Source organism: Pseudomonas sp. TNT2022 ID642, from assembly GCF_028656995.1.
Classification (GTDB): domain Bacteria; phylum Pseudomonadota; class Gammaproteobacteria; order Pseudomonadales; family Pseudomonadaceae; genus Aquipseudomonas.
Window position 1 is genome coordinate 73,051 of record NZ_JAMDGW010000033.1, and the last position, 13,344, is coordinate 86,394.

The following is a 13,344-nucleotide window of genomic DNA, read 5'->3' on the forward strand; positions in this document are numbered from 1 at the left end:
GCATGTCCACCGAACCACTGTCGAAAACCCCGCTGCACGCTCTGCACATCGAACTCGGCGCTCGCATGGTGCCGTTCGCCGGCTACGACATGCCAGTGCAATACCCGCTCGGCGTGATGAAAGAACACCAGCACACCCGTGAGCAGGCCGGACTGTTCGACGTCTCGCACATGGGCCAGATTCGCCTGACCGGCGCCAACGCCGCCAAAGCATTGGAAACCCTGGTGCCGGTGGACATCATCGATCTGCCGGTGGGCATGCAGCGTTACGCGATGTTCACCAACGAGACCGGCGGCATCCTCGATGACCTGATGGTCGCCAACCTCGGCAACGACGAGCTGTTCCTGGTGGTCAACGCCGCGTGCAAGGATCAAGACCTGGCTCATCTGCAACAACACATCGGCGACCAGTGCACCATTACGGCGCTGTTCGAAGAGCGCGCGCTGCTGGCGTTGCAAGGACCGGCAGCCGTCACCGTGCTGGCGCGACTGGCGCCGGAAGTGGCGAAGATGACCTTCATGCAGTTCAACCGCGTGTCGTTGTTGGGCGTGGATTGCTTTGTCAGCCGTTCGGGCTACACCGGTGAAGACGGTTTTGAAATCTCGGTGCCGGCCGCCGACGCGGAAAAACTCGCCCGCGCCCTGCTCGCCGAACCGGAAGTCCAGGCCATCGGCCTCGGTGCCCGCGATTCGCTGCGTCTGGAGGCCGGCCTGTGCCTGTACGGCCACGATATGAACACCGAGACCACGCCAATCGAAGCGAGCCTGCTATGGGCGATTTCCAAGCCGCGCCGCGCTGATGGCGCGCGGGCCGGCGGTTTCCCGGGGGCGGAGACTGTTTTCGCGCAACAACAGAACGGCGTCGCGCGCAAACGCGTCGGCCTGCTGCCGCAAGAACGTACGCCAGTGCGTGAAGGCGCAGAAATCGTCAACGAAGCCGGCGAAATCATCGGCAGCGTGTGCAGCGGCGGCTTCGGCCCAACGCTGGGTGGGCCATTGGCAATGGGTTACCTCGATAGCGCCTATGTCGCCATCGATACACCGGTTTGGGCCATCGTTCGTGGGAAAAAGGTGCAAATGCTTGTAAGCAAAATGCCATTTGTTCCACAACGCTACTATCGCGGCTGATTGACTGTTTCTATAAGTAACGCGATTGCGTTATGCGTGCACTAATGTGTAACGCAATCGCCACAAAAAAGTGCATTCTCCAACACTCGATTCGAATATGAACTTTGCTTATAACGTTCGAAAACAATTGAACAAGCGAATCGTCTAAGACCGCACTAGTGAATGGATTAACTTGCTAAAGCTCAGTAAAACCGGGGCTTCGCAGGGGCTTGTTTTTTCTCCCGTAGTTGGCGTAGAGTTTGTCCACTGTGTTTGCATGGGTCAGCTTGGAATCGTGACCTGGGCAGTAGCCTACAAGTTAGCTACATCCCGTTCGACGTCTTCTTACTCTCCTGCAACCAGCCCCAGTACTCTTTCATGAGAAAGAGACTGTCATCAATTTTTGCGTCAAAGGAAATAAGAAATGTCCACACGTCAGAGCGGTACCGTCAAGTGGTTTAACGACGAGAAAGGTTTTGGTTTTATCACTCCAGAAAGCGGTCCGGATCTGTTCGTGCATTTCCGCGCCATTCAGGGCAACGGCTTCAAAAGCCTGAAAGAAGGCCAGAAAGTGACCTTCGTTGCTGTGCAGGGCCAGAAAGGCATGCAGGCTGACGAAGTACAAGCAGAAGCCTGATTTCTGTTACGAAAAAGCCCCTGATATTGATATCAGGGGCTTTTTTGTGCGCGCGAATCCGTAAAATGGCGCTTCATTTTGCGTCCAGAGGCTGCCATGTCGAAAAACCTGCTCACGCCCCAAGGGGATTTCCCTCCGGTAGGCCTTGGCCGTCGTCTGGCTGCAATGTTCTACGACTTTCTGCTGTGCACCGCTCTCCTGATCGTCACCGGATTCGTTTACAAGTTGATCCAGGCAGCGATCATTGGCGAAGAGCGCCTGCGGGTGATGACCGATGCCGGGCAACTGGACGGTGATCCGCTCTACTCGACGGTGCTGGTATTGGTGCTGTTCGGATTCTTTGCCAAGTTCTGGACCCATGGCGGGCAGACACTGGGCATGCAGGTGTGGGGCATTCGCGTGCAGAACGCCAATGGCACGGCAATCAGCCTGTGGCAGGCGCTGTTGCGGTTTATGGTGTCGATTGCGTCGTGGCTGTGCGTAGGGCTGGGTTTCTTCTGGTCACTGTATGACAAGCAGAAGCGCACGTGGCATGACATCTACTCCGATACCCGCCTCGTCCGGGTCCCGAAGAAGACCAAATAATTTCCAGACTCTGAAAACCACTGTGGGAGCGAGCCTGCTCGCGAAGGCGGCGTATCAGTCGATTTCAATGGTGACTGATACACCGCTTTCGCGAGCAGGCTCGCTCCCACAGGTTTTGTGGCGCTTTTCAGAATTCAGGCGTTACCGGCCAGCTTCATCCGTGCGGCCTGGGTGAAATCCAGCATCCGCTTGAGCGGCCGAATAGCCTGCGGAATCAACGCCGGATCGACAAAGATCTCGTTCGTGCCTTCCTTCAAGCTCTTCAGCGTGCGCTCAAGGGTATTCATGGCCATCCACGGGCAATGTGCACAACTGCGGCACGCGGCGCCGTTACCGGCGGTTGGCGCTTCGATGAAGACCTTGTCCGGGCACAACTGCTGCATCTTGTAGAAGATGCCACGGTCAGTCGCAACGATCAGCGTCTTGTTCGGCAGGCTCTGCGCGGCAGCAATCAGCTGGCTGGTGGAACCGACAGCGTCCGCCAGCTCGATCACCGACGTTGGCGACTCCGGGTGTACCAGAATCGCAGCGTCCGGATACAGCGCCTTCATGTCTTCGAGCTGCTTGGACTTGAACTCTTCGTGAACGATGCAGGCACCGTCCCACAGCAGCATGTCGGCACCTGTCTTGCGCTGAATGTAAGTGCCGAGGTGCTTGTCCGGGCCCCAGATGATGGTCTCGCCGTTGTCCATCAGGCTTTCGACGATTTCCAGTGCGCAACTCGACGTCACTACCCAGTCAGCCCGGGCTTTGACCGCCGCAGAGGTGTTGGCATAGACCACCACCGTGCGCTCCGGGTGCTGATCACAGAACGCCGAGAACTCGTCGACCGGGCAACCCAGGTCCAGCGAGCAAGTCGCCTCAAGCGTCGGCATCAACACACGTTTTTCCGGATTAAGGATCTTCGCAGTCTCGCCCATGAACTTCACGCCGGCGACCACCACGGTCTTCGCCGGGTGGGCGTTGCCGAAGCGGGCCATTTCCAGGGAGTCAGAGACACAGCCACCGGTTTCTTCGGCCAGAGCCTGAATCACCGGGTCGCAATAAAAGTGAGCCACCAGCACCGCGTCCTGAGCCTTGAGCTCGGCGGCAATGGCGGAACGGTAATAAGCCTCTTCCTCGGCGGTCAGCGGTTTGGGCTGTTTGGCATCGAGGTGGGCTTGAACCAGAAGGCGTTCGGAAATCTGCGTCATGTTCGCAAGACCTGCAGGCGCGTTCGCGCGAAAGTCGAGTATACACCCGGCTCCGGACCGCTTGAGGGTACCGCCGGGAGAGTGAGTATTATCAGGCACGGACAGCATTGAAGCTGCGCAAGGCTACAGAATATCCCGTTGATACAAAAGATGATTCTGACCTGCGTCAGCGCTGCGGGTAGTGAAATAACGCGGAGCGAAATTACAGGCAAAAAAAAACCCGGAAATCCTCACTTTCGTGGGCCTTCCGGATTTTCTAAACCGCCAAATATGGTGGGTCGTGTGGGATTCGAACCTACGACCAATTGGTTAAAAGCCAACTGCTCTACCAACTGAGCTAACGACCCGCTGTGTGGTGGCGCGTATAATACTGATTTTTAAGGACTATTCAACACCTTTTTGAAAATAATCAAAAATAAGGTGTTGGATCGTCCACACCAGCGGCCGCGAAGCCTTCTGCGCGCAGGCGGCAGCTGTCGCATTTACCGCACGCGCGGCCGTCATCGTCGGCCTGATAGCAGGAAACGGTGAGGCCATAATCAACGCCGAGCTTCACGCCCGCCTGAACAATCTGCGCCTTGCTCAGGTTCTGCAGGGGCGCCTGAATGCGGAAACCGTTGCCTTCAACGCCAGCCTTGGTCGCCAGATTGGCCATGCGCTCGAACGACTCGATGAACTCCGGACGGCAATCCGGATAGCCCGAGTAATCCACCGCATTAACACCAATGAAGATATCGCGGGCGCCGAGCACTTCCGCCCAACCCAATGCCAGCGACAAGAACACCGTATTACGCGCCGGCACGTACGTCACCGGAATGCCTTCGCCCAGCTCTTCGGGGATGTCGATGCTGGTGTCGGTCAGTGCCGAGCCGCCCATGCCATTCAGGTTGAGGCCGATTACTTTGTGCTCAACCACACCCAAGTCGCGGGCGACGCGGGCAGCGGCGTGCAGTTCAGCGTGCGAGCGCTGACCGTAATCGAAGCTCATGGTGTAGCAGCGGTAGCCTTCGGCGCGAGCCATGGCCACGACGGTGGCCGAATCGAGGCCGCCGGACAGCAGGATGACCGCACGTTTTTCGGTGGTGTTCAGTTGTTCGGTCATCTCAGCGCCCCGGCTCGTCGTTCCACAGATATTTATGCAACTGCAATTGCAAGCGCACCGGCAGGTTGTCCGCCACCACCCAGTCCGCCAGATCCCGAGCATTGAGGTCATGGTGGCTTGGGGAAAACAGCACTTCACCGGCACGCCGATCGAGACCGTACTGAATCAGTTTGGAGACGGCCCAGTCATAGTCGTCCCGCGAGCAGATAACAAACTTCACCTGATCGTTGGGCGTCAGCAGTTCGATGTTCTCGTAACGGTTGCGATGGGCTTCTTTCGAATCCGGCGTCTTCAGGTCGACAACGCGACTGACGCGCGGATCGACAGCCGAGACGTCGAGGGCGCCACTGGTTTCCAGCGAGACCTCATAACCGGCGTCACACAACTGCTTGAGCAAAGGAATGGCATTCGGCTGCGCCAGCGGCTCACCGCCGGTGACACAAACGTAGCGCGGACGAAATCCGGCCACTTGCTCGAGGATGTCGTCGAGGCTGCGCACGGTGCCGCCACTGAACGCATAGGCGCTGTCGCAGTATTGGCAACGCAAAGGGCAACCGGTCAGGCGCACAAAAACAGTGGGCAGCCCGGCAGTCCGCGTTTCCCCCTGCAAAGAGTAGAAAACTTCGGTGATTCTCAATGTGTCTTGCATAGTCGCCACGGGCGTAACAGCTAAACAGGCTGTCCGCCTCCGTCAGGCACTTCAGGCAATCCCGCCAACGCGTAGACCGCAAGAAGCGTGTTTCAGAAAAAGGGCGTGAATTCTAACGAAAAAACCCGCGACAAGCGCGGGTTTCTTCTTGAAAGGTCAAACGGCCTTACATGCGTTGCAGATCGCGTTGGGCCAACTGAGCGGCGGAGGTACCCGGATATTGGGCCACCACCTGCTGCAGAATGCCTTTGACCTTGTCGGTGTGACCAAGGCGGCGCTCTACATCAGCCAGCTTGTACAGCGAATCCGGCACTTTGGCGTGCTTGGGATACAGCTGCGAAACCTTGGCGAAAGCCTGACCCGCACCTTGCAGATCGCCTTTGGCCAGGTTCACTTCGCCCAACCAGTACTGGGCGTTGCCCGCGTATTGGCTGTTCGGGTATTTGCGCAGGAAAGCGGCAAAAGCCTGGCTGGCCTTGTCGAAATCCTTGGCTTTGATCAGGTCGAAAGCGGCATCGTAATACAGCTTTTCCTTGGCCGGATCACCCGGTTCACTGCTTGCAGCAGGCGCCTGGGCAGCAGCCCCGGCGCCAGCGGCAGCACCGGCAGCAGCACTTGCATCGCCACCGGCAGAAGAATTCTCAGGAGTCGCGGCAGGTGCAACGCCGGATCCTATGCGCCGATCAAGATCCTGGTATCGCTCCAGGGATTCCTGCTTCATGCGCGCAACCTGATTCTGCAGTTCTTCAATCACACCTTGCTGGCGCGATATCTGATCCTGCATTTGTTGCAGTTGGTTGAACAGCATGCCTTGTGCCGAGGCAGGGGCCGAAGCCGCTCCCCCGGCATAGGCGCCGTTCGTACCGTAACCTGCAGGCGGATAACTGCTCCCGCTATTGTTATAACCGGAGTTGTCATCGACCACAGGAACCGCAGCCCACGCCGCAAGCGGCGCGAGGCTGAGAGCCAGAACAGTTACAGCACGACGGCACGTTCGCATATCGAATTACTTACGCAGTTCGACGCGACGGTTTTGAGCCCAGGACTGCTCGTCGTTGCCGGTAGCAACTGGACGCTCTTCGCCGTAGGAAACCAGTTCCAGCTGAGCCGGGGAAACACCTTGCAGTACCAGGTAGCGCTGAACGGCTTTCGCACGACGCTCGCCCAGTGCCATGTTGTACTCACGAGTACCACGTTCGTCGGTGTTGCCTTCCAGAACAACGCGAGCGCCGTTTGCTTTCAGGTCTTTGGCGTGAACGTCCAGAGCGCGCATGGCTTCTGGCTTCAGGTCCGAGCTGTCGTATTCGAAGTAGAAGGTGGTGATTGCGCGCAGAGCAGCTTCTTCGCTCAGGGAACCGTCAACGGCACCAGTGTTTGCGCCGTAACCAGCGTTTGGATCAACAGCGCCTTCACCGGCGTTGTCGCCGCCTTTGGACGAGCAACCTACAGCTACAGCCATGGCCAGAGCCAGCGCAGCAAATTTACCAAACTTCAGCATTTCCATCGTGAAACTCCTAATGAACCCCAGTGTGTTAAGTAAAACGTGTAGCGCCCGCTCACTTCAGGTAAGGGGACCAGGACGGTTCTCTGACTTCGCCTTGAGCGGTAGGAAGCGGGAGCCTAACGCGTCCATTAATGGACACGAGCATCAAGACTCCCCGGCCCTGTTGGCGGGTGGCGTAGATTACCATGGTGCCGTTGGGCGCAACAGTAGGTGACTCGTCCAGAGTGCTATCAGTGAGGATCTTTACACTCCCTCGCTGCAGATCCTGAGCTGCCACCTTGAAATTGGTGAAGCCATCCTGACGATGGATCATCACCAAAGTCTTTTCATCTGCCGAAAGTTTCGGGTTGGCGTTGTAGTTACCCACAAACGTCACACGCTCGGCACCACCGCCACTGGCGCTGGTTTTGTAGATCTGAGGCTTGCCGCCGCGGTCCGAGGTGAAGTAGATGGTCGAGCCATCCTTGCCCCAGTACGGTTCAGTGTTGATACCAGGACCTGCGGTCACGCGGGTGATCTGGCGCGAAGCAAGATTCATCACGTAAATGTCCGGGTTACCGTCTTTCGACAGTACGAACGCCAGGCGATCGCCGTTCGGCGACCAGGCTGGCGCGCCGTTCAGACCTTCGAAGTTGGTGATCTGCTCGCGGCGACCGGTATCGATGTTCTGCATGAAGATACGCGGACGCTTCTGCTCGAACGATACGTAAGCGATGCGCTTGCCATCCGGTGCGAAACGCGGCGACAGGATCGGTTCGCGCGATTGCAGCAGAGTCACGGCGCGGGCACCGTCATAGTCAGAACGTTGCAGGGTGTAACGCGTGTTCTTCTCGGAGAAACGCTCGGCTGTCACGTACAGCAGACGCGTCGAGAACGCACCTTCGATACCGGTCAGCTTCTGGAACGACTGGTCAGAGATGTAATGCGCCATGTCACGCAGTTGCTCGGTGGTGCCGGAAACACTGCCGTCAGCCACTTTCTGCTCGGTGGCAACGTTGAACAGTGCCCACTGCACCTGCAGGCGACCGCCTGCTGGAACAATACTGCCGACCATCATGTATTGAGCACCCACCGCCTTCCAGTCACGGAAGATGATTTCGCTCGGCTGGCTTGGCTGGCTGATCATGTTTTGCTTTGGAATCGGCGAGTAGTAGCCCGAGTTACGCAAATCGTTACCAATGATTTCTGCCATGTCGTCCGGCAGCACTGCACCGCCCTGGAAACCGAACGGTACAACGGCGATCGGTGTTGCCCGATCGCTGCCGCTGGTGACCAGAATGTTCTTTTCATCTGCCATCGCGATCCCTGCCATGCAGCAGATCACGACCAGCATTCCTCGAAGAAGGTTTCTCACAAGGCTAGATCCTCAGGTGTGAATGTCATCTTGAATGAACGATACGGAGCGAAATCGCTCGGCTTCATTCCCTGCATTTCTGTCAAACGTCCAATATTCTTCACTGCCGCGACTGCCGAAGCATCAAACGGACCGTCGCCACTGGACTTGGCCACGCTGACCGAAGTCACCGTACCGTCCGGCAACATGCCGATTTGCAGCACGACCGTCATGCCTTTGCGTGCCGAAGGAGGACGAGCCCAACCTTCTGCCGCTCGCGCACGAATCAGGTCATCGAAACTGCCCGCGACTTCGTCACCCTGTTCATCGGCCAAGGCCTGCTGACGCTGCGGCGTGTCGGAAAGCAGATCGGCCAAGGCCTGAGCCTTTTTGTCTTCGGTCGATTTACGTGCCGCATCCTGCGCTTTCTTCTTCGCAGCATCGGCAGCAGCTTTCTTCTTCGCTTCGTCGGCGATTTTCTTCTTCGCCTCTTCAGCTTCAGCTTTCTTCTTGGCGTCTTCGGCGGCTTTCTTCTTCGCGTCTTCGACGATCTTCTTCTTGGCTTCTTCAGCAGCGGCTTTCTTGGCCTCTTCTTCAGCAGCCTTTTTCGCTTCTTCTTCAGATTTCTTCTTGGCTATATCAGCCAATTGTTTCTCTTCAGCCTTCTTGGTTTCGGCGGTCTTCTTGGCTTCGTCGGCTTTTTTGGCTTCGTCAGCCTTTTTCGCCTCGTCTGCTTTCTTCGACTCGTCGGCCTTCTTGGCTTCCTCGGCTTTTTGAGCCGCTTCTTCTTTCTTTTGTTCCGCAGCGGCCTTGATCTCTTCCTGCTCGACCTTCTTCTGCTCCATCTGCTCGACTTCGGTCTGGCGCGCGGCGGATTTCTTCGCCTCACCCGCAATCTTCTGATTGGTCTGGGTGGTTGCCTGACTTTTCGATTTCAGCTGGTAGAGGGTCGCCTGGACAATCGGTTTGGCCGGCGGCAGCTCTGGTGTGAAGGCAAAACTGACGAACAGCATGCCGAACACCAGCACGTGCAGGACAATTGCCAGAACACTAGGCCAGAAGTAGCTCTCCGAGGCGGACGGCTCTCGCTGTTGCTGCATCAGGGGGCCTCGGTAATCAAACCAACATTACCGACCCCGGCTTTCTGCAACCCGCCCATGGCGCCCATGACGGAACCATAGTCGACGGTTTTGTCACCGCGGATGAAGACCTGGGTTCGCTTGCCGCCTTCAGTGCCGGCACGAATGATCTTGGTCACCGCGTCGGTCATTTGCGGCAGGGTCATGGCCCTGTCCTGTTGCTTCTCGGTATCGACTTCGCTGCCAAGGTTCCAGTAATAGGTCTTGTCAGCCTTGATCGAAATGGTCAGGACCTGAGTGTTGTTGTCCTGCGGCAAGGCTTCGCTGGAAACCTTGGGCAGATCAACTTTCACGCCCTGATTGAGCATCGGCGCGGTCACCATGAAGATGACCAGCAGTACCAACATCACGTCGATGTAGGGCACCACGTTCATCTCGGCGACCGGCTTGCGCTTTTTGCGAGCTCGAGCGATTAAAGCCATTGGAAATTACCTGCTTATTCTTCGCTGGTGTGCACTTTGCGGTGCAGGATCGCCTGGAATTCATCGGCGAAGGTGTAGTAGCGGCCCAGCAAGGTTTCGCTGCGAGCGGCGAAACGGTTGTAAGCGATTACCGCAGGGATCGCGGCGAACAGACCGATCGCGGTGGCGATCAGGGCTTCGGCGATACCCGGGGCCACGGTGGCCAGGGTTGCTTGCTGGGCGCTGGCCAGACCGCGGAAGGAGTTCATGATGCCCCAAACGGTACCGAACAGACCGATGTACGGGCTGACCGAACCGACAGTGGCAAGGAACGGCAGGCTCTGCTCCAGTTTCTCTTCTTCGCGGGAAATGGCTACGCGCATGGCACGGGCCACGCCTTCCATGACCGCTTCAGGGTCGACACCTGGCTGCTGACGCAGACGGGAGAACTCTTTGAAGCCAGCGCGGAAGATCTGCTCGACGCCCGAATCCGGGTCAGGGTTGCTACCCGCCTGACGGTACAGTTTGGACAGATCGATACCCGACCAGAAGCGCTCTTCGAAGCTCTCCAGGGCGCGTCGACCGGCGCGCAGCAGATTGCTGCGCTGAAAGATCATGATCCATGAGGTCACCGATGCGGCCACCAGGGTCAACATTACCAACTGCACCACGATGCTGGCATTGCTGACCAGGCTCCACATGGAGGAATGGTCGACGACGTTAGCTTCCACGCTTTATCTCCTGCTTTGAGTGTGTACCCGGGCCGACCGCGTCGGCGAAGGCCGCACGCAAGTCTTCGGGAAGGGCCCGGGGTTTCAAACTGTTAGTGCGCACACAGGCCACCAAAAACTGCCCTTCACAGAGCAGCACATTATCCGTCGCCCGCCTGACCTGCTGTTTAAAGCGCAGGCTGGCACGGTTCAATTCGATTACATCAGCGCTTACCAGCAGTTCGTCGTCCAGTCGCGCCGGCGCGTGATAGCGCGCTTCGCTGGAGTGCACGACAAACAACAGGTCCTCCCCTGCCAGCTGCGACTGGGCAAAGCCCAGCTCGCGAAGCCGCTCGGTTCGAGCCCGTTCCATAAACTTGAGGTAATTAACGTAATACACGATGCCGCCCGCATCGGTGTCCTCGTAATAAACGCGACAACGATGTGCGAACGGCTCAAGCCCGTTTTGCGCGCGCATACTCTAGTGCTTACTCCTCAGGTTGCCAATCCGGCCAGGCAACTGTTTTTCATGGTTTCAGAGCTTTACCGCAAAAGTACCGTCCTATGACCGTACAAACCCTGAATAAATCGACAACAAATGTGTATCAGTCGTCCACGGCATCGAGAAACTCGTCTGCCACGGGCATTTCACCCATTCGTGACGGAATGTTTAAACCGAAGTGCAGGTACGCATGCCGCGTCACCACCCTGCCCCGTGGTGTGCGCATGATGTAGCCCTGTTGAATCAGGTACGGCTCCAGCACATCTTCAATGGTGTGGCGCTCTTCGCTGATGGCCGCAGCCAGACTGTCGATCCCGACCGGGCCGCCATCGAACTTCTCGATCATGGTCAACAGCAGACGCCGATCCTGATGATCAAAACCGTGTTCGTCGACGTCCAGCAGATTCAGCGCCAGATCCGCCACCGCTTTGGTGATGTGCCCCTTGGCGCGCACTTCGGCGAAGTCACGCACCCGGCGCAGCAAACGGTTGGCGATTCGCGGCGTGCCACGGGCGCGACGAGCGATCTCGAAAGAACCTTCCGGATCCAGCGGCAGACCGAGAATCGCCGCCGAACGACTGACAATCGTCGCCAGATCAGCCGTGCTGTAGAACTCAAGACGCTGGACGATACCGAAGCGGTCACGCAAAGGATTGGTCAGCATGCCGGCGCGAGTGGTTGCGCCCACCAGAGTGAACGGCGGCAGATCGAGCTTGATCGAACGCGCGGCCGGACCTTCACCGATCATGATGTCCAGCTGGAAATCTTCCATCGCCGGGTACAGCACTTCTTCAACGATCGGCGACAGACGATGGATTTCGTCGATGAACAGCACGTCATGCGGCTCAAGATTGGTCAACAACGCCGCCAGATCACCCGGACGCTCAAGCACCGGCCCGGATGTGCTTTTGATCGACACGCCCATTTCCTGGGCGATGATGTTGGCCAGCGTGGTCTTGCCCAGACCCGGCGGGCCGAAGATCAGCGTGTGGTCGAGGGATTCGCTACGACCACGGGCAGCCTGAATGAACAGCTCCATCTGCTCGCGCACGGTCGGCTGGCCAATATAGTCGGCCAGACTGACCGGGCGAATGGCCCGGTCCTGGACTTCTTCGCGCTCGCGCGGGCTGTGCGCGGCGGTGATCAGACGATCAGCTTCAATCACTTAAATCATTCCCTTCAGGGCGCGGCGGATCAGGTCTTCACTGCTCAAATTCTTGTCCTTGATGGCGGTAATCGCCTTGCTCGCTTCCTGCGGCTTGTAGCCCAGGGAAATCAGCGCGCTGACCGCATCGTTCTCGGCAGTATTGACCGGCGCGGGGCCGTCCGGCTGATTCGGTACCAGCGCGAACATGGCCGGCGTAGTTTCCCACGCCTTGAAGCGGTCTTTCAGCTCGACCAGCAGACGCTCGGCAGTTTTCTTGCCGACCCCCGGCACCTTGGTCAATGCCGAGGTGTCCTGAGACTGCACGCAGCGGATCAGTTCGTCGACTTCCAGACTCGACATCAAGGCCAGGGCCAATTTCGGCCCGACACCATTGAGACGGATCAACTCGCGAAAAAAGTCTCGCTCACGCTTGCCGGCAAAACCATAGAGTAACTGCGCGTCTTCGCGTACGACCAAATGGGTGTGCAGGGTCAGCGGTTCACCGACCGACGGCAGACGATAAAGGGTGGTCATGGGCACTTCCAGCTCATACCCGAGGCCGTTTACATCCAGAATCAGGTGCGGCGGCTGTTTCTCAGCCAGGGTGCCGCGCAAGCGTCCAATCACGTTTCAGATCCTTGAGCGTTGGCCAACCGTGGGCTGGCGACTATCGAAAGGCGAATTTCGCGCCGACGACTCAGGCGCAGGAAATCCTGCTTTCAAGAAAATTGATGCTGATGCTATCAGAGACGCAGGCGCCCGCCACGACTGCGTGCCGTTCCCAAGCCGTGTGGCAGCAGACTGGAACGTGTGTGCGCGTGGCAAATGGCAATGGCCAGGGCGTCCGAGGCATCGATTTGCGGTTTGCTGGTCAGTTTGAGCATGTGCATGACCATCATCTGCACTTGTTCTTTATTGGCGGCGCCGGTGCCGACCACCGCCTGTTTGACCTGAGTGGCCGTGTACTCGGCGATCTCCAGACACTCTTCCGCACCGGCGACAATCGCCGCACCGCGCGCCTGGCCGAGCTTAAGCGCCGAATCGGCGTTTTTTGCCATGAACACCTTTTCGATGCCCATGGTCACCGGACCGTAGGTCTGGATGATTTCGCGTACGCCGCGATAGACGATTTGCAGGCGTTCGTGCAGCTCGCCCGCACCGGTACGGATGCAGCCGGAAGCCACATAGATACAGCCGCCACGCCCGGTATCGCGAACAATCCCGTAACCGGTGATGCGCGAACCGGGGTCGATACCAAGAATTAAAGTCATAACGCCTGCAGAAATTGATGCGAAAGCTGAGGGTACATGTAGGAGCTGCCGAAGGCTGCGATCTT

The 13,344-nt window shown here is 57.9% G+C and carries 16 protein-coding genes and 1 tRNA gene; 3 read left to right on the plus strand and 14 right to left on the minus strand.

Going from position 1 to position 13,344, the window contains the following annotated elements; all coding sequences use genetic code 11:
• Positions 1 to 2 precede the first annotated feature (2 nt).
• The 3 genes from gcvT to M5G26_RS25440 all read left to right on the plus strand — a co-directional run bounded on the left by gcvT (position 3) and on the right by M5G26_RS25440 (position 2,328).
• A complete protein-coding gene (gene gcvT / locus M5G26_RS25430; protein WP_273916799.1) occupies positions 3 to 1,127 on the plus strand; it encodes a glycine cleavage system aminomethyltransferase GcvT in 1,125 nt (374 codons plus the stop codon).
• Positions 1,128 to 1,530: 403 nt separating this feature from the next.
• On the plus strand, positions 1,531 to 1,743 hold the full coding sequence (locus M5G26_RS25435; protein WP_003227496.1) for a cold-shock protein: 213 nt from the start codon (positions 1,531 to 1,533) through the stop codon (positions 1,741 to 1,743).
• Positions 1,744 to 1,839: 96 nt separating this feature from the next.
• On the plus strand, positions 1,840 to 2,328 hold the full coding sequence (locus M5G26_RS25440) for an RDD family protein (RefSeq protein WP_038366621.1): 489 nt from the start codon (positions 1,840 to 1,842) through the stop codon (positions 2,326 to 2,328).
• Between the two features lie 134 nt (positions 2,329 to 2,462).
• Here the strand turns inward: M5G26_RS25440 and nadA are convergent, their stop codons facing one another.
• From nadA to ruvC, 14 genes are all read right to left on the minus strand, one after another.
• Positions 2,463 to 3,521 (minus strand): quinolinate synthase NadA, encoded by a 1,059-nt coding sequence (gene nadA, locus M5G26_RS25445; protein WP_016773509.1) that lies wholly within the window; start codon positions 3,519 to 3,521, stop codon positions 2,463 to 2,465.
• Between the two features lie 271 nt (positions 3,522 to 3,792).
• Positions 3,793 to 3,868, minus strand: a tRNA-Lys gene (locus M5G26_RS25450).
• A gap of 62 nt (positions 3,869 to 3,930) precedes the next feature.
• Positions 3,931 to 4,623: a 7-cyano-7-deazaguanine synthase QueC gene (queC, locus tag M5G26_RS25455; protein ID WP_038366624.1), complete on the minus strand. Its 693-nt coding sequence runs from the start codon at positions 4,621 to 4,623 to the stop codon at positions 3,931 to 3,933.
• A 1-nt stretch (position 4,624) separates the two neighbouring features.
• Positions 4,625 to 5,272, minus strand: coding sequence for a 7-carboxy-7-deazaguanine synthase QueE (queE, locus tag M5G26_RS25460; protein ID WP_273916800.1), 648 nt, complete (start codon positions 5,270 to 5,272; stop codon positions 4,625 to 4,627).
• 166 nt (positions 5,273 to 5,438) lie between these two features.
• On the minus strand, positions 5,439 to 6,272 hold the full coding sequence (ybgF, locus tag M5G26_RS25465) for a tol-pal system protein YbgF (protein WP_007912724.1): 834 nt from the start codon (positions 6,270 to 6,272) through the stop codon (positions 5,439 to 5,441).
• A gap of 6 nt (positions 6,273 to 6,278) precedes the next feature.
• Positions 6,279 to 6,776, minus strand: a complete 498-nt coding sequence (gene pal / locus M5G26_RS25470) for a peptidoglycan-associated lipoprotein Pal (protein WP_003178634.1) — start codon at positions 6,774 to 6,776, stop codon at positions 6,279 to 6,281.
• 52 nt (positions 6,777 to 6,828) lie between these two features.
• Positions 6,829 to 8,109 carry a Tol-Pal system beta propeller repeat protein TolB gene (gene tolB, locus M5G26_RS25475; protein WP_162835979.1) on the minus strand — a complete coding sequence of 427 codons (1,281 nt, stop codon included), beginning with the start codon at positions 8,107 to 8,109 and terminating at the stop codon, positions 6,829 to 6,831.
• A 17-nt stretch (positions 8,110 to 8,126) separates the two neighbouring features.
• Positions 8,127 to 9,209 (minus strand): cell envelope integrity protein TolA, encoded by a 1,083-nt coding sequence (gene tolA, locus M5G26_RS25480; RefSeq protein WP_273916801.1) that lies wholly within the window; start codon positions 9,207 to 9,209, stop codon positions 8,127 to 8,129.
• Positions 9,209 to 9,661 carry a protein TolR gene (tolR, locus tag M5G26_RS25485; RefSeq protein WP_161806672.1) on the minus strand — a complete coding sequence of 151 codons (453 nt, stop codon included), beginning with the start codon at positions 9,659 to 9,661 and terminating at the stop codon, positions 9,209 to 9,211. Before tolR ends, tolA begins: the two co-directional genes overlap by 1 nt.
• A gap of 23 nt (positions 9,662 to 9,684) precedes the next feature.
• Complete coding sequence (gene tolQ / locus M5G26_RS25490; protein WP_008080223.1) at positions 9,685 to 10,380, minus strand: protein TolQ; 696 nt, start codon at positions 10,378 to 10,380, stop codon at positions 9,685 to 9,687.
• Positions 10,370 to 10,837, minus strand: coding sequence for a tol-pal system-associated acyl-CoA thioesterase (ybgC, locus tag M5G26_RS25495; protein ID WP_077574280.1), 468 nt, complete (start codon positions 10,835 to 10,837; stop codon positions 10,370 to 10,372). The genes tolQ and ybgC overlap by 11 nt, the downstream gene beginning before the upstream one ends.
• Before the next feature lie 127 nt (positions 10,838 to 10,964).
• Positions 10,965 to 12,026, minus strand: a complete 1,062-nt coding sequence (ruvB, locus tag M5G26_RS25500; protein ID WP_007912736.1) for a Holliday junction branch migration DNA helicase RuvB — start codon at positions 12,024 to 12,026, stop codon at positions 10,965 to 10,967.
• Entirely contained in the window at positions 12,027 to 12,635 is a 609-nt protein-coding gene (gene ruvA / locus M5G26_RS25505) for a Holliday junction branch migration protein RuvA (RefSeq protein ID WP_034153418.1), read from the minus strand.
• A gap of 116 nt (positions 12,636 to 12,751) precedes the next feature.
• Entirely contained in the window at positions 12,752 to 13,279 is a 528-nt protein-coding gene (ruvC, locus tag M5G26_RS25510; protein ID WP_007962095.1) for a crossover junction endodeoxyribonuclease RuvC, read from the minus strand.
• Positions 13,280 to 13,344 lie beyond the last annotated feature (65 nt).